The 19659-nt window shown below is 68.4% G+C and carries 20 protein-coding genes and 1 pseudogene; 8 read left to right on the forward strand and 13 right to left on the reverse strand.

Annotation, left to right across the window (positions count from 1 at the left end; translation table 11 throughout):
• The 3 genes and pseudogenes from J3476_RS19800 to J3476_RS19810 all read left to right on the forward strand — a co-directional run.
• Window positions 1–1660: MMPL family transporter (locus J3476_RS19800; protein WP_207068077.1), on the forward strand; the 1660-nt coding region annotated here is incomplete at its 5' end.
• A pseudogene (locus J3476_RS19805) lies at window positions 1660–2876 on the forward strand (cytochrome P450). The gene J3476_RS19800 and the pseudogene J3476_RS19805, both read left to right, overlap by 1 nt.
• Entirely contained in the window at window positions 2873–3073 is a 201-nt protein-coding gene (locus J3476_RS19810) for a ferredoxin (protein ID WP_207068078.1), read from the forward strand. Before J3476_RS19805 ends, J3476_RS19810 begins: the two are co-directional and overlap by 4 nt.
• On the opposite strand, the gene J3476_RS19815 is transcribed toward J3476_RS19810, so the two are convergent.
• From J3476_RS19815 to J3476_RS19830, 4 genes are read right to left on the reverse strand one after another with little or no spacing between them, the layout of a single operon-like run.
• Window positions 3030–3749 (reverse strand): hypothetical protein, encoded by a 720-nt coding sequence (locus J3476_RS19815; protein WP_207068079.1) that lies wholly within the window; start codon window positions 3747–3749, stop codon window positions 3030–3032. The two genes, J3476_RS19810 and J3476_RS19815, sit on opposite strands and share 44 nt — an antisense overlap.
• A gap of 25 nt (window positions 3750–3774) precedes the next feature.
• Window positions 3775–4884 carry a diguanylate cyclase gene (locus J3476_RS19820; protein ID WP_207068080.1) on the reverse strand — a complete coding sequence of 370 codons (1110 nt, stop codon included), beginning with the start codon at window positions 4882–4884 and terminating at the stop codon, window positions 3775–3777.
• Window positions 4885–4903: 19 nt separating this feature from the next.
• Entirely contained in the window at window positions 4904–5563 is a 660-nt protein-coding gene (locus tag J3476_RS19825; RefSeq protein WP_207068081.1) for a PaaI family thioesterase, read from the reverse strand.
• The gene (locus J3476_RS19830) at window positions 5560–6855 is read right to left on the reverse strand and encodes an adenylosuccinate synthase (RefSeq protein ID WP_207068082.1); all 1296 of its coding nucleotides are present in this window, start codon (window positions 6853–6855) and stop codon (window positions 5560–5562) included. Before J3476_RS19830 ends, J3476_RS19825 begins: the two co-directional genes overlap by 4 nt.
• 176 nt (window positions 6856–7031) lie before the next feature.
• Here J3476_RS19830 and J3476_RS19835 point away from each other — a divergent pair, with 176 nt between their 5' ends.
• Together J3476_RS19835 and J3476_RS19840 are read left to right on the forward strand one after the other, a co-directional pair.
• Window positions 7032–7676 (forward strand): peptidase M50, encoded by a 645-nt coding sequence (locus J3476_RS19835; protein WP_286183384.1) that lies wholly within the window; start codon window positions 7032–7034, stop codon window positions 7674–7676.
• Window positions 7677–7696: 20 nt separating this feature from the next.
• On the forward strand, window positions 7697–8476 hold the full coding sequence (locus J3476_RS19840; RefSeq protein WP_207068083.1) for a site-2 protease family protein: 780 nt from the start codon (window positions 7697–7699) through the stop codon (window positions 8474–8476).
• On the opposite strand, the gene J3476_RS19845 is transcribed toward J3476_RS19840, so the two are convergent.
• Window positions 8443–9633, reverse strand: a complete 1191-nt coding sequence (locus J3476_RS19845; RefSeq protein ID WP_207068084.1) for a polysaccharide pyruvyl transferase family protein — start codon at window positions 9631–9633, stop codon at window positions 8443–8445. The two genes, J3476_RS19840 and J3476_RS19845, sit on opposite strands and share 34 nt — an antisense overlap.
• A gap of 58 nt (window positions 9634–9691) precedes the next feature.
• Here J3476_RS19845 and J3476_RS19850 point away from each other — a divergent pair, with 58 nt between their 5' ends.
• On the forward strand, window positions 9692–10582 hold the full coding sequence (locus tag J3476_RS19850; protein ID WP_207068085.1) for a cation diffusion facilitator family transporter: 891 nt from the start codon (window positions 9692–9694) through the stop codon (window positions 10580–10582).
• 1 nt (window position 10583) lies between these two features.
• Here J3476_RS19850 and J3476_RS19855 read toward each other — a convergent pair whose 3' ends face one another.
• The gene (locus J3476_RS19855) at window positions 10584–11000 is read right to left on the reverse strand and encodes a DUF3151 domain-containing protein (protein WP_207068086.1); all 417 of its coding nucleotides are present in this window, start codon (window positions 10998–11000) and stop codon (window positions 10584–10586) included.
• Between the two features lie 99 nt (window positions 11001–11099).
• On the opposite strand from J3476_RS19855, the gene J3476_RS19860 reads away from it, so the two are divergent.
• Entirely contained in the window at window positions 11100–11894 is a 795-nt protein-coding gene (locus J3476_RS19860) for a DUF4878 domain-containing protein (protein WP_207068087.1), read from the forward strand.
• A gap of 133 nt (window positions 11895–12027) precedes the next feature.
• On the opposite strand, the gene fbaA is transcribed toward J3476_RS19860, so the two are convergent.
• Together fbaA and J3476_RS19870 are read right to left on the reverse strand one after the other, a co-directional pair.
• Window positions 12028–13065, reverse strand: a complete 1038-nt coding sequence (gene fbaA, locus J3476_RS19865) for a class II fructose-bisphosphate aldolase (protein WP_207068088.1) — start codon at window positions 13063–13065, stop codon at window positions 12028–12030.
• 132 nt (window positions 13066–13197) lie between these two features.
• On the reverse strand, window positions 13198–14211 hold the full coding sequence (locus J3476_RS19870) for an alcohol dehydrogenase catalytic domain-containing protein (RefSeq protein ID WP_207068089.1): 1014 nt from the start codon (window positions 14209–14211) through the stop codon (window positions 13198–13200).
• Between the two features lie 57 nt (window positions 14212–14268).
• On the opposite strand from J3476_RS19870, the gene J3476_RS19875 reads away from it, so the two are divergent.
• Window positions 14269–14955 (forward strand): VTT domain-containing protein, encoded by a 687-nt coding sequence (locus J3476_RS19875; RefSeq protein WP_207068127.1) that lies wholly within the window; start codon window positions 14269–14271, stop codon window positions 14953–14955.
• 10 nt (window positions 14956–14965) lie between these two features.
• On the opposite strand, the gene J3476_RS19880 is transcribed toward J3476_RS19875, so the two are convergent.
• From J3476_RS19880 to J3476_RS19900, 5 genes are all read right to left on the reverse strand, one after another.
• Window positions 14966–16141, reverse strand: a complete 1176-nt coding sequence (locus tag J3476_RS19880; protein WP_207068090.1) for a RidA family protein — start codon at window positions 16139–16141, stop codon at window positions 14966–14968.
• Window positions 16142–16242: 101 nt separating this feature from the next.
• Window positions 16243–16968, reverse strand: coding sequence for an ABC transporter ATP-binding protein (locus tag J3476_RS19885; RefSeq protein WP_207068091.1), 726 nt, complete (start codon window positions 16966–16968; stop codon window positions 16243–16245).
• A complete protein-coding gene (locus J3476_RS19890) occupies window positions 16965–17738 on the reverse strand; it encodes an ABC transporter ATP-binding protein (RefSeq protein ID WP_286183391.1) in 774 nt (257 codons plus the stop codon). Before J3476_RS19890 ends, J3476_RS19885 begins: the two co-directional genes overlap by 4 nt.
• A gap of 2 nt (window positions 17739–17740) precedes the next feature.
• Window positions 17741–18718, reverse strand: coding sequence for a branched-chain amino acid ABC transporter permease (locus J3476_RS19895; protein WP_207068093.1), 978 nt, complete (start codon window positions 18716–18718; stop codon window positions 17741–17743).
• The gene (locus J3476_RS19900; protein ID WP_286183392.1) at window positions 18718–19581 is read right to left on the reverse strand and encodes a branched-chain amino acid ABC transporter permease; all 864 of its coding nucleotides are present in this window, start codon (window positions 19579–19581) and stop codon (window positions 18718–18720) included. The genes J3476_RS19895 and J3476_RS19900 overlap by 1 nt, the downstream gene beginning before the upstream one ends.
• Window positions 19582–19659: the final 78 nt, after the last annotated feature.

The following is a 19659-nucleotide window of genomic DNA, read 5'->3' on the forward strand; positions in this document are numbered from 1 at the left end:
CCGCGCCGCCGCCGACGACGGCCTGCCCGACGCGCTGCGCGCCGAGGTCACCGGCGGGCCGGCGTTCGGCGCCGACATCGCCGACTCGTTCTCCGGGGCCAACGTCACCCTGCTGGCCGTGACCGCGGCCGTCGTGGCGCTGCTGCTGATCATCACGTATCGCTCCCCGACGCTGTGGCTGGTCCCGCTGCTGGTCATCGCCTTCGCCGACCGGGTCGCCGCCGTGCTGGGAACCGCGATCGCCGAGGCCGTCGGCATGACCCCGGACGGCTCGACATCGGGCATCACCAGCGTGCTGGTGTTCGGGGCCGGCACCAACTATGCGCTGCTGCTGATCTCGCGCTACCGCGAAGAGCTGGGCCGCCACGAGTCCCCCCGCGACGCGCTGGACGTCGCGGTGCACCGGGCGGCGCCGGCCATCCTGGCGTCCAACGCCACCGTGGTGCTGGCCCTGCTGACACTGCTGCTGGCCGAAGCACCCACCACCCGCAGCCTCGGTGTGCAGGCTGCGTCGGGACTCGTGGTCGCCGCGATCTTCGTGCTGTTGGTGCTGCCCCCGCTGCTGGGCCTGTTCGGCCGGAAACTGTTCTGGCCGTTCATCCCCAAGATGGGGGCGCGGGCACTGACCGACAGCGGTGTCTGGCACCGGGTCGCCTCGGCGGTCGCGCGACGTCCTGCCCCGGTCGCCGCGGTCTCGATCGGGGCGCTCGCGCTGCTGTGCACCGGCATCCTGGCCACCCCGCTCGGCCTGTCGCAGACCGAGCAGTTCCGGGTGCAGGCCGAGTCGGTCGACGGATACTCCACACTGGCCGAGCACTTCCCCAGCGGGCTCACCGACCCCACCGTCGTCATCGCCTCCGCGCAACGCGCCGACACGGTCCAGCGAGCCATCTCCGACACCCCCGGCGTCGTGTCGGTCACGCCCGCCGGGTCCGCATCCAACGGCCTGCAGCAGTTCACGGTCGTACTCGACGCCCCACCGGCCTCCGACGAGGCATTCGACGCCGTCGACGCGCTGCGCGACTCGGTGCACCGGGCTGATCCGTCGGGACTGGTCGGCGGGTCCGATGCCAAGGCCCGCGACGCTGCGGCAGCAGCCCGACACGACCGGGTGGTGGTCATCCCGGCCATCCTCGCGGTGGTGCTCGCCGTGCTCTACGTCCTGCTGCGCGCCGCGCTCGCACCCCTGGTGCTGGTCGCCGCGACCGTGCTGTCGGCGTTGGCCGCCCTCGGGCTGGGCGGCTGGGCCAGCGTGCACGTGTTCGGCTTCCCGGCACTGGACAACACCGCCCCGCTGTTCGCGTTCCTGTTCCTGGTGGCGCTCGGCGTGGACTACACGATCTTCCTGGTCACCCGCGCCAAGGAGGAAACCCCCGAGCACGGCACCACCGACGGCATCGTGCGGGCGGTGTCGGCGACGGGCGCGGTCATCACCAGCGCGGGCATCGTGCTCGCGGCGGTGTTCTGTGTGCTCGGAGTGCTTCCGCTGATCGTGCTCACCCAGGTCGGCATCATCGTCGGCCTGGGCATCCTGCTGGACACCTTCGTCGTCCGCACGGTCGTCATCCCAGCGTTGTTCACGCTGATCGGGCCGCGGATCTGGTGGCCGGCGCCCGTCGGTGCGCGTCCCCGACACCGCAAGGCGAGTAGCGTCGTGTGATGACCGAGGCACCCGCCGCCGACACCGCCCCGCCCCCGCTGCACATGCGGCGCAACGGTTTCGACCCGATCCCCGAGCTGGCGCGGATCCGCGACACCGACGGCGTGCGCACGGTGACCAACGCGTTCGGCATGACGGTGTATCTCGTCACCCGCCACGACGACGTCAAGACGGTGCTCTCCGACCACGCCCGGTTCTCCAATTCCCGCCCGCCCGGGTTCGTCGCTCCGGGCGCGCCCCAACTCAGCGACGAGGAGCAGAGCCGGGCCCGCGCGGGGAACCTGCTCGGGCTGGACCCGCCCGAACATCAGCGGCTGCGCCGCATGCTGACCCCGGAGTTCACCATCCGCCGGATCAGACGCCTGCAGCCGCGCATCGTCGACATCGTCGACGCCCAGCTGGACGAGCTCGCCGCCGCCGGAGCCCCGGCCGACCTGGTGGAGCACTTCGCGCTGCCGGTCCCGTCGCTGGTGATCTGTGAGCTGCTCGGGGTGCCGTATGCCGACCGCGACGATTTCCAGCGGCGCAGCGCCCGCCAGCTGGATCTGTCGATCTCGATCCCCGAGCGGCTCGACCTGGCGCGGCAGGGCCGCGCCTACATGGCGACGTTGGTCGACGGGGCGCGCCGCCGCCCGGGTGACGACATCCTGGGCATGCTGGTGCGCCAGCACGGCGCCGAGCTCACCGACGACGAACTGATCGGCATCGCCGGACTGCTGCTGCTCGCCGGTCACGAGACGACGTCGAACATGCTGGCGTTGGGCACCCTGGCACTGTTGCGCCACCCGGAGCAGCTGGCCGCCGTGCGCGACGACCCGGCCGCGGTCGCGCCGGCGGTCGAGGAGTTGCTGCGCTGGTTGTCGATCGTGCACGCGGCGGTTCCGCGCATCACGACCACCGAGGTCGAGATCGCCGGCACCGTCATCCCGCCGGGTCAGCTCGTATTCGCTTCGCTGCCCACGGGCAACCGCGACCCCGCATTCATCTCCGACCCGATGCCCTAGACATCGGCCGGGGCGCGCTCGGGCATCTGGCGTTCGGCCACGGCGTGCACCACTGCCTGGGAGCGCCGCTGGCGCGCATGGAGATGCAGATCGCTCTGCCGGCGTTGCTGCGCCGGTTCCCGACGCTGTCCCCGGCCGAGGCTTTCGAGGATGTGGCGTTCCGCTCGTTCCACTTCATCTACGGTCTGAAGTCGTTGGAGGTGAACTGGTGAGAGTTCAGGCCGACCGGGAGGCGTGCATCCAGGCGGGCAACTGCGTGATGGTCGCCGCCGACGTGTTCGACCAGGACGACGACGGCATCGTCGTGGTGCTCGACGAGGACGTGGACCCGAGCGGAGAACTCGCCGACCGGGTCCGCGAGGCCGTCAAGCTGTGTCCGTCGAGCGCGCTGAGCCTGGCGGAGGACTGAGCCGCCGCTCGTCGTCGCCGGGCAGGTCGATCACGCCCGCGCGCACCAGCATGACCACACTGACCACGAGCACCCAGGCGGGGAAGCTGACCGTCATCCACATGTTGATGTCGCTGGCCACCAGCACCGCCAGTGCCGTCGCATACGTCGCGAACACCAGCCAGCGCGGCATCAGCCGCGTTCGGAGCCAGATGGTGGCCAGCGAGATCATGAACACCGCGGCCATCCGCAGCGCGTAGGTGTTGCTCAGCGCGAGCAGCAGGCCCTGCCCGAACGCCACGACCTCGGTGCGGGTGTCGGCGCGCATCACCAGCTCGCGGCTCACCAGCAGCCCTGCGCCCACCGACGTCGACGCGAAGATCATCGCCAGGAACAGCAACCCGCTGCCGAGGAACACCGAGCTGAAGAAGCGGTCCTCCAGCTCGCCCAGCCCGTCACGCACGACACCGATGAACCACAGGAAGGCGATGCCGGCGAACGGCATCAACACCACCGCCACCCGCAGCCGCTTGCCCGGCCCCTCCACCCACTGCAGACCGAGCTCGGCGTCGGCGGGCAGCGAGGTGCGCATCAGCACCAGCGCCGTCCCGAACAGCAGCGCGAACAGCACCCCGGCGAACGCCGCCGCCCGTGGTGTGCTCAGGCGCCGCAGCTGTCGGTCGACCGGAGTGGGCATGCCGTCATCGTGGCACGAACGGCGGTCAATCCGGGGCCACTTCTCCGTCGGCCGTCACGGTGCGGTTTCCCCCGGCGTGCTTGGCCCGGTACATCGCGGCGTCCGCGCGGTCGATCAGCTCGTGCACCACCGACACCACGCCCGCACCGCCGCTGTGCCCGGAGGCCAGTCCGACGCTGACGGTCGCCGCCGCCGGGCCGTCGCTGGTGGCCACCGCCCGGTGCAGCAGCGCCGCGACCCGCTCGAGCACGTAGGGACCGCCCGCCACGACGACGACGAACTCCTCGCCTCCGGTGCGGGCGATCACCGCATGGGCCTCGACCGCCGAGACGGCGTCGCGCGTCGCGTTGGCCACCGACACCAGCACCCGGTCACCGGCGTCGTGGCCGAAACCGTCGTTGATGGCCTTGAACTTGTCGATGTCCACGGCCAGCACCCCGATCTGACCACCGCCGGAGTGCACCAGCTGTTCCACCGCCACGTCGAGCCCACGCCGGTTGTGCAGTCTGGTCAGCGGGTCGTGTAGGGCGTCGACCGCACCCAGGCGCAAGGCCAACAGGTGTGACTGCACGATCACCGGGACACCGACGACGGTGGGCAGCAGCACCAGCAGCCGGACAGTGATCAGGGTTGCCGGCTGAGCCTGCTGGGTGAGCGCCCAGCCGTACAGCCACGCGAACGCCGCGGTGGTGAACACCAGGTGCGCCAGCAGCGCCCGCGGTCCGTGCACCACCACGATGTAGATCCCGTTGGCCGCCAGCAAGGCCAGCCCCGGCATCGCGGTGAACGCGTCCTGGTAGCACAGGATCACGGTCACCACCGCGATGTCGGCGTACACGGCGAAGACCATCGACTGCCGTTCGGTGGGCCACGGACCGAAGATCCACAGCACACCGAGCATCGCCGAACTCACCGCGATGATCATGACCAGCGGCTTGGCGACCACCGCGCCGCCGTCGGTCTGCGCCCACAGCACGGTCAGCAGCGCGGTCAGCCCGTACAGCAGCGAGAAGCTGCCGATGAAGACCATGTGGATCCGCAGGAACCCGCGCGACCGCAGGTGGTTGACGGTCCAGTCGAAGTCGAACGGCTGACGGAGCCAGGTCCGGAAGTAGTCGCGGAAACCCTTCTCCATCAGCCCAACCCGCGCTGCCTCAGGGCTGCCCGGCCAGCAGCCGGATCATCAACCCGTTGGCCTCGGCCAGCAGATTGCCCTCCGGGTCGAGCAGCTCGGCGTTGACGAACGCCTTGCGCCCGTCGGTCTCGCGCACCCAGCCCCGTGCGGTCAGCGTGGTGTCGATGGGTGTGACCCGACGGTAGTCGACGTGCAGGAACGCGGTGCGGCTGATCGGCCTTCCCGCGGCGTGGATCACCATGCCGAACACCGAGTCGAACAGCAGCGGCAGCACGCCGCCGTGCACCGCGTAGTTGCCCCCGACCGAGAAACGGCTGAACGCCACCTCGAGCACCACCTCGTCGGGCTCGAATTTCCTCACCCGGTAGGGCGGCATCAGCAGACTGCCCGCACCCGGCAGCGACGGCACCCGGTTGGCCGGTCCGACACCTTCGGCGGCCTCGAAGGGTCCGAGCAGCCCGGCGAGTTCCTCGGCCAGCTCGGCAGCCCGGTCCCAGGTGGCCGCATCCGGATCGGCGGACACCGCCAGGTCCTGCACTCGGCGCACCGCCGCCAGGAAGCGCCCGAAGCCCGGCCCGGGTTGTGCGGGCTGGAAATTGGGGAAGCCGCCGTGCCGGTCGTAGTCGGGATCGGCGGTGCGTGGATCGGAGCCCGGATCGCCGTCGGCCGCGGACGTCACGCGCGCCCGAGGACGTCGTGCCGGACGATGGTCTGCTCTCGCCCCGGACCGACGCCGATGCACGAAACCTGCGCTCCGGCAAGCTCTTCGAGCCGAAGCACGTAATCCCGGGCCTTGGCGGGCAGTTCGTCGAAGGTGCGGGCCCCCGAGATGTCCTCCCACCAACCGGGGAGCTCCTCGTACACCGGTTCGGCGCGCGCGATGTCGCTCTGGGTCATCGGCATCTCGTCGGTGCGCTTGCCGTCGACGGTGTAGCCGACGCAGATGGGCACCGTCTGCAGGCTCGACAGCACGTCCAGCTTGGTCAGGAAGTAGTCGGTGATGCCGTTGACCCGGGTGGCGTACCGGGCGATCACGGCATCGAACCAGCCGCACCGACGGCGACGACCGGTGGTGACCCCGACCTCGCCGCCGGTCTTGGCCAGATACTCGCCGTTCTCGTCGAACAGTTCGGTGGGGAACGGCCCCGACCCCACGCGCGTGGTGTAGGCCTTGAGGATGCCCAGTACGGTGGTGATGCGGGTCGGGCCGATGCCGGACCCGACGGCGGCCCCGCCCGCGGTCGGATTCGACGATGTGACAAAGGGATACGTGCCGTGGTCGACGTCGAGCAGCGTGCCCTGCGACCCTTCGAGGAGCACCGTCTCGCCGGCTTCGAGTGCCTCGTTGAGCAGCAGCCGGGTGTCGGCGATGCGGTGCCTGAAACCGTCGGCCTGGGCCAGCAGGTTGTCGACCACCTCGGCGGGATCGAGCGCCTTGCGGTTGTAGATCTTGACCAGCACCTGGTTCTTGAATTCCAGTGCCGCCTCGATCTTTTCGGCCAGCAGGACCGGGTCGAGCACATCGGCGACACGAATGCCGATGCGCGCGATCTTGTCCTGGTAGCACGGACCGATTCCGCGTCCGGTGGTGCCGATCTTCTTGCTGCCGGCGTACCGCTCGACCACCTTGTCGATGGCCACGTGATAGGGCATCAACAGGTGCGCGTCGGCGGAGATCAGCAACTGTCCGGTGTCGACGCTGCGGTCCTCGAGACCGCGCAGTTCGGTCAGCAGGACACCGGGGTCGACGACCACCCCGTTACCGATCACGTTGGTCACCCCGGGGGTCAGGATCCCCGACGGGATCAGGTGAAGCGCGAAGTTCTCCCCCGTCGGCAGGACCACCGTGTGACCCGCATTGTTGCCCCCCTGATACCGCACGACCCACTGCACACGGCCACCGAGCAGATCGGTGGCCTTTCCTTTGCCCTCGTCGCCCCACTGGGCGCCGATGAGCACGATTGCCGGCATGGCTGGTACTCCCGCTTGTCGTGAACCCCTTCTGGGCACATCCCGGCAGACAGGGTAATCGACCGACGTACCCGGCCATAGCGCGACGGCGGCCCCTGGGGATGCCCGGCCACTCGATGGACGTGCCAAGATCGTCGCACTGTTCGACGTCGACCGACCGGGAAGAGGAGAGTTCGGTGCCACCCCGCAGTGAACGGAGCGAGGCCGCGGTCTTCGGTCCCGGGCGGGTGCCGCGGCCGCTGCGCCGGTTGCCGGTCGTCGACCTCGACGGCCTGCCCGACTGCGACCGGGTGGTGGTTGTCGGAGCCGACCGGGACCTGGCCGCCGCCCTGACCCGGCTGCTCAAAGCCGACCGGCTCGACGTCGAGGTGGCGCACGTGCGGCACTGGTGGCACGCCCGAACAGCCCTCACCGGTGTCGCCCGCCGGGTCCCGCTGATCCGCGACGAAACCGGGACCGTGCTGACGGGTGTGGCCTACTGGCTGCCGGCCGACAATGCGCCGCGGGTGCGGGGCGAAGCGGTCGTCGATGACACCGTGTTGTTCGACGGCGAGGCCGCCGGCGTGCGGATCGAGCCGATCGCGTCGGCGCCGGGTCTGCGCGCCAGGGTGCTGGCGCCCGGAAGGTCCCGCCGGACACCCGACGGTGCCCCGGACCCGCTACGCCCCCGACGCTGGGTCACCGGCCGGGCGGCCCAACTCGGCACCAAAGGAGCGGTGGTACTGCGCGACGGCGTGGCGGCGCCACGCACGGTGCGGCGCTCGACGTTCTACCGGCACACCCAGGGCTGGCTGCGGGTCGGGCCCGGTAAGCGCAAATAGTTGCAGGTACGTTCACAGACATGAACGTCCGGCCGATGCGGCAGGCGGTGCGTCCCAGCCCGGTGTTCCTGGCGCTACTCGCCGCGACCGCGGCGGGTGGGACGCTGGCGTGGCTGTCGGCGAACCAGGCACGGCCGATGGCCTACATCGGGGTGTTCGTCTTCGTCATCATGGGCTGGCTGGTCACGCTGTGCGTGCACGAATTCGCCCACGCCTACCTCGCGTGGCGGTTCGGCGACCACGACGTGGCGGTGCGGGGCTACCTGACGCTGAACCCGCTGAAGTACTCGCATCCGCTGCTGTCCCTCGGGTTGCCGGTGCTGTTCATCGCCATCGGCGGGATCGGACTGCCCGGCGGTGCGGTGTACGTGCGTACCGGGTGGATGACGCCGCGCAGGCAGACGCTGGTCAGCCTCGCCGGCCCGGCGGTCAACCTCGGCTTCGCGATCGCACTGCTGGCGCTGACCACGGTGCTCTACGACCCGGCGCATTCGGTGTTCTGGGCCGGCGTCGCATTCCTGGGTTTCCTGCAGGTCACCGCACTTCTGTTGAACATGCTGCCGATTCCGGGGCTGGACGGCTACGGCGCACTCGAACCGCATCTGAGCCCGCAGACCCGACGGGCGGTGGATCCGGCCAAGCAGTGGGGCTTTGTCATTCTGCTGGTCGTGTTGATCGCCCCGCCGCTGAACCAGTGGTTCTTCGGAGCCGTGTACTGGTTGTTCGACCTGTCCGGGGTGTCGCCGGGGTTGTCCTGGGAGGGAAGTCAGCTGACCCGGTTCTGGTCGGCCTGGGTGTGAGCCGCCGCGCCGTACACGGCGTGGGCCAATGCGATCTTGTCGCGCCGCAGCTTGTCGACGGCCCCTGCCGGGAAGCCGCGACCTGACGGGCGGGGCGGCACCTGGCTCATGTCCTCGAGCAGGGTCCATCCCGAGCCGAGGTCGATCAGCGACTGGTGCTTGATCGCGTAGTAGTCCGAACTGATCGCCATCGCGACCCCACCGGCGCCGGCCGTCGCCGCGGCCATGTGCAGATGAAAGCGGGTGGAGATCCATGTCTGCCCCGGCGCGACCGGCAGGCCGCGCTCCCACACGTCGACGAACGGATAAAAGGCAGCGCCGGGTAACTCGTGCTCGATCAACGCGTACACCTCGCGGTCCACCCGCGGGATTCCTTCGACCACGCACACCTGGTCGCCGCGGACGCCCCAGGCGCGCAGCATCGACAGCGTCGCCCCGGCCACCGCCGCGGTCCCGACCTCGTTGAGGTCGGACTGCAGACACACCATCACCGCTGGCCCGGGACCGTCCGGCCAGACCTCGCGCGGGTCGACGCTGCGCTCGGTGCCGACGGTCAGGAACGCGTCGTCGACCCCGGCCTCACCGGCATCCATGCCGAGCAGCTCCGCGGACGGGGCGTCACGCACGTCGACGATGTCGAACCGGTCGGCCAGCGCGCGCAGAAGCGGAGCCGAACCGGGCGGCTCGGGAGCCAGGCCCTGGCCCGTCATCGCCAACCGGGCGCCGGAATGGCGGGCCGCCGCCGCGGCTCCGGCGAGCAGTCCGACGTGGCGCGGCCAGATCGCGTTGACGTAGCCGCCGCCGACGACGTGCACCACGTCGAGCGTGCGCAGCGCCATGATGCCCTGATGCCAGCGCGGCGCCAGGCCGGGATTGGCCACCGCGTGCTGGACCCAGCTGGCCACCTCCCACGGGTCCTCACTCGGCGCCTCCCAGCACAGGCGCCACAACGTGTCGGTGAACCGCACGCCGGGATGCGCGTCGCCCAGCAGCATCTGCACGGGGCCCGGCGAATGGGTGTCGACCCACACCGTGGCCCGCGGGGCGACCCGGGCCAGGTGACGAAGCCATCCGCTCAGGATCAGCTCGTCACCGAAGTTGGGATATCCGGCCGTCGTCACCAGGTAGAACACAGGAGATTCCCAGGTCGGCGGCATCGGGCCATCGTAGACGAGGCCCTTGCAACACATGCGCGAGTTCGCATATATTGCCGCCATGGGTGCCGGACACGACCACAGCCACGCCGATGCCCGGGTGTCCCGGATGGTGCTGGCCGCGGGAATCCTGTCGATCTTCTTCGTCGTCGAGCTGACCACCGCGCTGGCGATCAACTCGATCGCGCTGCTGGCCGACGCCGGTCACATGCTGACCGACCTGGTCGCGATGTTCATGGGCCTGACCGCGGTGCTGATGGCGCGGCGGGGCAGCACGTCGCCGTCGCGCACCTACGGCTGGCATCGCGCCGAGGTGTTCACCGCGGTCGCCAACGCGGTGCTGCTGCTGGGCGTGGCCGCGTTCATCCTGTACGAAGCGGTCGAGCGGATCGGGGACGCCCCCGAAGTGCCCGGCGTGCCGCTCATCGTCGTCGCCTTGGTCGGACTGGCCGCGAACGCAGCGGTCGTGCTGCTGCTGCGCTCACATTCGAAATCCAGCCTGGCCGTCAAGGGCGCCTACATGGAGGTCGTCGCCGACACCCTCGGCAGCATCGGGGTGCTGATCGCCGGCATCGTCACCGTGACCACCGGCTGGCCGTACGCCGACGTCGTCGTCGCGGTGCTCGTCGCCCTGTGGGTACTGCCCCGGGCCATCGCGCTGGCCAGGTCAGCGCTGCGGATCCTGTCGGAGAGCTCACCCAGCCACATCGACGTCGACGAACTGCGCACCGCCCTCGGGTCGGTGGAAGGGGTGACCGAGGTCCACGACCTGCACGTGTGGACGCTGGTGCCGGGCAAGGACATGGTCACCGCACACCTCACCAGCAGACGCGAGGCAGCCCTCGTCCTCGACGACGCGCGTGCGGTTCTCACAGCCCGGGGCCTGGGCCACTCCACCGTCCAGGTGGAACCCCCGGACGCCGCCGCCGACTGCGAATGCGAGACGACCTAGGTCAGGACAACCCCAGCGCGACGCGCGCCGCCGGATCGCAGTCGTCGAGCAGATCCAGGCAGCGCTGGTACTCGTCGGTCTCGCCGATGGAGTCGGCCGCCTTGGCCAGCGCCGCAACACAGCGCAGGAAGCCCTGGTTGGGCTCGTGCGCATACGGCACCGGTCCGAAGCCCTTCCAGCCGTTGCGGCGCAACTGGTCGAGGCCCCGGTGGTAGCCCGTGCGGGCATAGGCGTAGGCGGTGACCGCCTTGTCGTCGTCGAGCGCGTCCTCGGCCAGCGCTGCCCAGGCGACGGACGCCGACGGGTGCGCGGCAGCCACGATCGCGGGATTCTCCTGCGCATCCAGCTCCGCCTCGGCCGCCGGGTCGCCGGGAAGCAGCACTGGTTCTGGTCCGAGGAGGTCACCCATCCGAGTCATGGCCCCATTGTGCCGTGCGCGGATGAGCGGGCGTCACCGCGGATGACTAAGCTTCCGCCGTTACGATCGTTGGGGACGCCAGGGAGGACCGCAGCAGGGATGTCGAACCCCACAGAGCCTGACCGGCCGGACGAGACCACCGACGAGGTCCGCGAGCCGAACGAGCAGGACGAGCACGGCCCGCACAGCGAAGAAGAGCGGACCGAGGTGTTGCCGGAGTCCGAACACGAGCCTGCCACCGAGGTGATGGCCCCGGCGGATCCGAATGCGCCCGGCGCCCAGGATCAACCCGAGGAGCGGCGCTTCACCGCGCCCTCGGGTTTCGACGCCGGCTCCACCCAGGTGATCAACCGGCCCAGTGAGCCGCCCACCGAGGTGTTCACCGCGCAGAGAGCGGCCGGCCCGCAGGAGATCCCCCCGCGCGGCGACAGCCCCAAACCGCCCGGGCGCAAACGCAGCTGGGGCTGGGTCGTGGCGATCGCGATCATCGTCATCGCGTTGGCGGCCATCGCCGTGTTGGGGACCCTGCTGATCACCCGCAGCTCCGCGCCGCAGGTCTCACAGGAAGACATGGTCCGGTCCACCATCGAAGACTTCGACGTCGCAGTGCAGAACGGTGATCTGGCCGCACTGCGCAGCATGACCTGCGGGGCGACCCGCGACAGCTACGTCCGCTACGACGACAAGGCCTGGGCCGAGACCCACGCCCGGGTTTCGGCCGCCAAGCAGTACCCGGTCGTGGCCAGCATCGACCAGGTGGTGGTGAACGGCGACCATGCCGAAGCCAACGTCACCACCTTCATGGCGTACGCCCCGCAGACCCGCTCAACCCGCAGTTTCGACCTGCAGTTCCGCGACGACCAGTGGAAGATCTGCCAGGCCCCGACGGGTTGAGCAGCCGAGCCCGCCGATCCTCGGGCGGCCTCACCCTCGACACCTTCGACGCGACGAGATCCGACTTTTGCCGGCGATCACTCGCTCTTCGCGCGCAAAAGTCGGATCTCGTCGTGTTCGAGCCAGCGAGGACTCAGCCGGCGGTCACGCTCCGGCCGGCGCTGAGCAGATCGTTGCACGCCTCCACGACCCGCTCGCTCATCGAGGCCTCGGCCTTCTTCATGTAGCTACGCGGGTCGTAGACCTTCTTGTTGCCCACCTCGCCGTCGATCTTCAGCACACCGTCGTAGTTGGTGAACATGTGCGCGGCGACCGGCTTGGTGAACGCGTACTGCATGTCGGTGTCGACGTTCATCTTCACCACGCCGTAGCGCAGCGAGTCCTCGATCTCGGACTTCAGCGAGCCCGATCCCCCGTGGAACACGAAGTCGAACGGCTTGGCGTCGTCGCCCAGGCCCAGCTTCGCCGCGGCCACCCGCTGCCCCTCGGCGAGCACCTCGGGCTTGAGCACGACGTTGCCGGGCTTGTAGACGCCGTGGACGTTGCCGAACGTCGCGGCCAGTAGATACTTGCCGTGCTCACCGGCACCGAGCGCATCGATGGTCTTCTCGAAATCCTCGGGCGTGGTGTAGAGCTTGTCGTTGATCTCGGCTTCCACGCCATCCTCTTCGCCGCCGACCACGCCGATTTCGATCTCCAGGATGATCTTCGCGGCCGCCGCCTGCTTGAGCAGTTCCTGCGCGATCGAGAGGTTCTCGTCGATCGGCACGGCCGAGCCGTCCCACATGTGCGACTGAAACAACGGGTTCTGGCCCGCACGCACCCGCTCCGAGGAGATGTCCAGCAGCGGCCGCACGTAGGTGTCGAGCTTGTCCTTCGGGCAGTGGTCGGTGTGCAGCGCAACGGTGATCGGGTACTTCTCGGCGACGACGTGCGCGAACTCCGCCAGCGCGACCGCACCGGTGACCATGTCCTTCACGCCCAGTCCGGAGCCGAATTCCGCACCGCCGGTGGAGAACTGGATGATCCCGTCGGACCCCGCGTCGGCGAAGCCCTTGAGTGCGGCGTTGATGGTCTCCGACGAGGTGCAGTTCACGGCCGGGAACGCGTACGCGTGCTCCTTGGCTCGGCCCAGCATCTCGGCGTAGGCCTCGGGCGTGGCGATGGGCATCGGCTTTCCTCTCAGCTGTGCTGGCGTCGCCCGCCAGTATCGCAAGAATGGCTTGGATGCACAGCGCAGCCGTCAGATGCCCGGCAGCGGTCATCGGTCGTCAGCGCCTCGCCCGGCCCGGTGCGCGGACGATCAGGTGGTGAGCACCATGCGGTAGCGCGCGCGGCCGGCGTCCATCGCCTCGAAAGCCTCGGCGGCCTGGGCGAGCGGTCGTTCTTCCACCATGGCGCGCACTCCGGTCAGCAGCGCGAAGTGCAGCGTCTCCTCCACGTCGCGCGCGGTGCCGGACGGGTGCCCGGTCACCGACAGCCCCGAGTTGATGATGTCGAGCGGGCTGATCGGCAGATTCTCCGGCGTCACGCCGACTGCGACCAGTTCCCCGGCCGGACCGAGCCCGCCGACGGTTGCGGCCATTGCCTCGGCGTTGTTCGCCGTGGCCAGCACGACGGCGGCACCGCCGAGCTTCTGCAGCTCCGCCGCGACGTCCTGCGCTGTCGAGTCGATGTAGTGGTGGGCGCCCAACTGCCTGGCTTCATCGGCCTTGCCGCTACCGCGCGCGATCGCGACCGTCTCGAAGCCCATGGCCCGCGCCCACTGGACACCGAGGTGCCCGAGCCCGCCGACGCCCAGAATGGCGACCAGGTCCCCGGCCTTGGCGCGGGTCTGCCGCAGCCCGTTGAACGTCGTCACGCCCGCGCATCCCATCGGCGCGGCCTCGACGAACGACAACCCCTCGGGCACCCGCGCCAACGCGGTCCACGGGACGGTGACCGACTCGGCATAACCGCCGGGGTAGTGCCAGCTGGGCACCTGCATCCGCTCGCACTGCATGAAGAGACCCTTGCGGCACGGAATGCAGCGGTTGCAGTTGCCGCCGAACCAGCCGACCGCCACCCGATCGCCCATGGCGAAGTCCTCGACGCCATCGCCGACCTCGGCCACGGTCCCGGCGATCTCATGACCGAGCGTCAGCGGCCACTGCAGACCCGGGAAGTGGCCCGCGTAGAACTCGCGGTCGGTGCCGCACACACCGCAGGCGGCCACGTCGAGGCGCACATGTCCCGGCGGTGGTGACACGGTGTCGACCTCGACGACGGTCAGCGCCTCGTTGGCGGCGGGAACCTGCACGGCCTTGTGGGAGGACATGTATGAACCCTAGCGCCGGTACCCTAGGGAGCCGTGGTCATCGACAATCTCGCCCTGATGCCCGACTTTCTGGACCCCATCAACCTGCTGAGCTACTTCGGCACGTGGGCGTTGGTCGGCCTGCTCGTGGTGGTGTTCGTCGAGTCCGGCGTGCTGTTCCCGATCCTTCCAGGAGATTCGCTGCTGTTCGTGGCGGGAATGCTGGCCGCGGGCATCTCCACGGCGTCCGCGGAGGGCAACGTCGCCGACGTGAACTTCCAGCTGTGGCAGCTGCTGCTGTTCATCCCGATCGCCGCGATCCTCGGCGCGCAGGTCGGCTACTGGATCGGCCGCAACGTCGGCACCGCCATGTTCAAGCCCAACGCCCGGTTCCTCAAGCAGAGGTACCTCGACGAGGCCCACCTGTTCTTCGAGCAGCGCGGCCCGTTCGCGATCGTCATCGCCCGGTTCGTGCCGATCGTCCGCACGCTGGCCCCGATCACCGCCGGCGCAGCAAGGATGAACTACGCGGTGTTCACGCTGTACAACGCCGTCGGCGCGGTCGTATGGGGGGTCGGTCTGACGCTGCTGGGGTATTGGCTGGGGCGCATCGAGATCATCCAGAAGCTGCTCGAGCCCATCGTCATCGGCATCGTGCTCCTGTCGGTGCTGCCCATCGCCGTCGAGTGGTACAAGCGCCGCAAGGCCGCCAAGCGAGCCGGCATCCCGACCCCGCCCATGGAGTCCGGCGAACAGACGACCTAGCGCGGAAGGGCTAGCTCTCGGCGCGGTAGACGATCTCCATCGCCACGCCGGTGGCGCCGACCGACGGCGAGGTTGTGACAGCGGCTGCCTGAGCGACGCTGTCGAGTCCACGACCGAACCCGAACGTGTCCTGCGGGTGGGGTAGAAAAGCGTGCAGCTTGACCGGGCGCGCGCCGTCTCCGGCGGCCTGACCGGCGCTCGAAAGAGCTGTGGTCACAGCCGCCTCGACGGCGAGCACCCGGTGTGCATGCTCGACCACCCCAGCCCGGGCCACGGCGAACAGCGTCGCGTTGGCACCGACAGCGACGGTGCCGTCCGGCGCGGTGCGGACCTGTTTGGGGGTAGCCGCCCGGATCGCGATGACGTCGACCTCGATGAGGGCACCGCCGGTCAGCAGTTCATCCACCCCGATGACCAGAGACGGCGGAGGACCGGCGTCGAACATGTCGTTCCACAACGCCTCGAACAACGGTGCATCGGCAACGTTCTTCAAGAACACATGAACGCGGACCACCTGGTCCCAGTTACTCCCCGCGTCCTCTAGCAGCGTGGTGCAGATGCCGAGGGTGAAGGTGGCTTGGGCCACCAGCGGTGAGACATGATGGGGGAAGTTCGGATTCACCGTCGCCGCTGGGGCCAAGCCGGTCACACCGAATTCTGTTGGCAGCTGGCCGGCAAGAAACAGCCAATCCCCCGCCGCGACGCAGGGCGTGTAGTTGGCGAGCGGCTTCGGTAACCGCGGGCTGTCGACCTGTGTGACCGCGAGGACCTCAGGCTGTGCCGCGATGACGTCCACCGAGACCAGCGCGCCCGGCACCGGCATCGCGTCCGAACCGACACCCACTGTCGTGCGTGGCGGCGGCATCGGAAAGAAGCGCTTCCACACCTGGTCGAAGGCGTCGAACAACCGGCAGTCGGTGAGGAACACCTGAGTCTTGACGACGGCCCCGAGGTTGGCACCCACCGATTCGAGCAACCTGCTGAGTTTCTCCAGAATGTAGGTCGTCTGCCGCTGGATGTCAGCTCCGTAATAGGGGAACTCAGGCGAGACCGCAGCCTGAGCCGGTATGCCGACCTCAGGGTCGGCGGCGGTCAGACCCGACACGAAGACCAGACCGTCGCTGACCGTAACTCGCTCCTCGACCAGGAACTCCACGGTATGCGTCTGGCTACCCGAGCTCGACATGAAGCGCACTTCCTCCCCGGCGGATTACCGCCCACGACAACACTGACTTAAAACCGTATTCTCTTGCTGTACTTGCGATTAGTGGCCCTGGCACGATTCGCCTACGAGGAAGCCTCGTCGATGCCGAAGAAGAGCCGTCGCAAACCTTCGTCCTGCAGCACCGTGGCGACATCCTGCTCCTCACCGATGCGGCCACCTTGCATGATGTGCACCCGGCTGCAGTGCGGCAGGATCGCCGCGGGGTTCTCCTCCACCACCCACAGCACACCGACACCGCTGTCGGCCGCGTCGGCCAGGCGACTGATCAGTTCCTGCACAATTGTCGGAGCCAGACCGGTCGTCGGTTCGTCCAGCGCCAGAAAGGTCGGGTTGGAGGCCAATGCGCCGGCGACAGCGAGCATCTGGCGCTCGCCGCCGGAAAGCGTGGAGGCGCTGCTGTTGCGCCGTTTGCGCAGAGACGGGAATCGGTCCAGCGCTGTGTCCAGCGCGGCGGCGGTCTTGGACCTGCCCAACGGCATCGCCGCGACACGGATGTTCTCTTCGACGGTGAGGGTCGGAAAAGTGTTGCCCCCCTGGGGCACATAGGCCATACCCTTGCGCACCATCCGTTCGGTCGGAATGGCCTTCAAATCCGAACCCGAGAACTCGATCTGCCCGGACATCGGTTTGAGCAGCCGGAACACAGTCTTCAACAGCGTGGACTTGCCCGCGCCGTTGGGCCCGACCAGCGCGACTGTCTCGCTTTCCCGGACCGACAAGGAGACGTCGTGGATGACGGGCAACTTGCCGTAGCCGGCAGTGACGCCCCGGACGTCAAGCAGCGTCATGTGGCACTCCCCAAGTAGATCTCGGCGACCGTCGGATGCTCGGCGATCTCCCCGGGTGTGCCGGAAACCACCACTCGGCCTTCGGCCATCACGTACACGTAGTCCGACACCGCGAAGACGAACTGGATGTTGTGGTCGATGATCAACAGGGTGATCCCACGCGCTCGCATGTCACTGACCTGTTCGGACAACTTGCCGATTCCACTGGGAGCTACTCCGGCTGCCGGCTCGTCGAGCAGCACCATCTGCGGCTGCACCATCATCAACCGGGCGAAGTCGACGAGCTTGGTCTGACCGGCGGTGAGGTCCTCCAGCCGCTGATCCTTGACCGCTCCAAGCCCGATCTCGTCGAGCAGACGATCCGCCCGAGAAGCGAGTTCGCGCTCCTGACGGGTCCAGCGAGACCGACGAAAAACAGCTGACCACAAGGATTCCGATTGGTCGGCACCGGCGGTCATGAGGTTCTCCCACACCGACAGCAGCGGAAAGCCGACCGGAGTCTGAAATGACCGAACCATCCCGCGCCGAGCGATCTTCCACGCCGGTTCCCGGTCGATACGCCGTCCGTACAACACGACCTCACCGGTATCCGGCTGGTCGAACCCGGTCAGCACATTGAACAGGCTGGTCTTGTCGGCGCCGTTCGGTCCGATCACGGCTGTGATGGTGCCCTTGCGGGCGCGCAGCGCCACTCCGTCGACCGCGGTCACGCCGCCGAAGGACTTCGTCACGTTGTCCGCGCGCAAGACCACGTCGTCTGATTCAGCCATCGTCATGGCACCGCCTTGGTTTCGGAAGTCTTGTCCGGCAGCAGATCAGCCTCGCTGAACCGGAACGCCGATCTCTCGCTGGACAGGCCCTCCGGGCGGAACCGCAGTACCAGGACGAGGAGCAGGCCCAGGATCAGCGGCCGGGTCGCGGCCAGAATCTGTGCGTACTCGGCTGAACCCTGTAGGAAGGTCAGCAGTTCGGTGCACACGATCAGCAGCGTCGCACCGATCACCGGTCCCCTACGGCTGGCCATCCCTCCGACGACCAGCGCGGTCCACACCACGAAGGTCAGCTCGGAGACGAACAGCGAGGGCACCACGCTGCGTACATGCCACAGATACAGCGGGGTGATCACAGCGATCAACGCGCCGGCCAGTACGTAGGTGACGATGCGGTACCGTACGACGTTCTTGCCCAGCGATCGGGCAACCGCCTCGTTATCCCGGCTCGCCCGCAACACCCGGACGAACGGTGTCTTGGACAGCCGGTTGGTCAGTAGGTAGACACCGAGCGCGACCGCCAGGGCCAGCCCGAGCAGCACCCACCGGTAGTCGCTCGCCGGTACCAGGTCACTTAACGGCCGGTCGATCGACGAGAATCCGGTGGCGCCCCGGGTCAGCTTGTCCTCACTGATGATCAACTGGTGGATGACTTCGGCGAAGGCGAGCGTGGTGATCAGGAAGTACTCTCCCCGCAGCCGAATCGCCGGGAGCGCGACAATCAACGCGGCCACCGCGGTGACGGCGACGGCAGCGACTATGCCGGTCGCCATCGACCAGCCCGGCGCGAACCACAGGCCCGAATCCACTTTCGTCTGGGTCACGATGATGTAGGTGTACGCCGCCACGGCGACCAGGCCGGCAACCCCGAGGTCCCACATGCCCGCCCAACCGGCGACCAGATTCAACACCATTGCCAGGGCTGCATAGATGGCGGCGAGGGTCAACACCCCCACCAGAAAAACGATCAATGACTGCATCAGGCCGCCTGCTTCCGCTGCCGCACACTGAACAGGCCGCTCGGCTTGAACAACAGCACGATGATCAGCGCTGCGAAGGCCACGACGGTGCGATAGGACGTCGGGATGAGTAGCGCACTGAGGTCCATCGCCAGTCCCAACAAGAGGCTGGCCATGATGACCCCGTAGGTGCTGCCGAGGCCACCAAGTACTGCGGCGGCCAGAATGAGAATGATGTTCTGCCAGCCTAATTCGGGGCCCACCGAGCCGATGATGCCGATCATCACGCCGGCCAGTCCGGCGAGAAAGCCGGCGATGAACCAGACCTGGTAGGACACCAACCGAGTCGAGATCCCACGAACTCTGGCCAAGTCCGGGTTGGTGGCCACCGCGCGCACCGAGATCCCTGCCGGCGTCTTGGTCAAGAAGACGTGCAGTGCCAGGATGGCCACCGCGGCGGTCGCCATGATCGCGATCTCGCCGAAGGAGATCTGCATTCCGGCCACGGAGTACGAGGTGCCGAACGAGACCTCGTAGTGTTGCAGGTTGGCGCCGAAGATCATCACCAGCAGCCCGTAGATGATGTAAGCGACCCCGACCGACGAGAAGAGCTGCACGAGGACGCCCTTTTGTCGGATCGGCTCGAATACCACCACCGATAGCACTACCGCAGCCACCCCGGTGGTGGCGGCGGCGAACAATGCGGCAAACCATGTCGGCATGCCGAGATCACGGCTGGCAAAGAGGCCGACAAACGCAGCGAGGGCGAGGAATTGGCCGTGGGCGATGTTCAGGAATCCCTCGGTTTGACGGACCATCGAGAACCCGACGGTGGCCATGGCGAGAATGCTCCCGGTCACCAGGCCGAATATGACGTACTGCACTGCACTGCCTTTCGGGCGTTGACGGAGGAATGCGTCGAGTGCGCGCTGGGGTGGGCGGCCACCGGGGTGACCGCCCAC

Origin of the sequence: Mycobacterium sp. PO1, assembly GCF_017312405.1 — a bacterium.
GTDB lineage: Bacteria > Actinomycetota > Actinomycetes > Mycobacteriales > Mycobacteriaceae > Mycobacterium.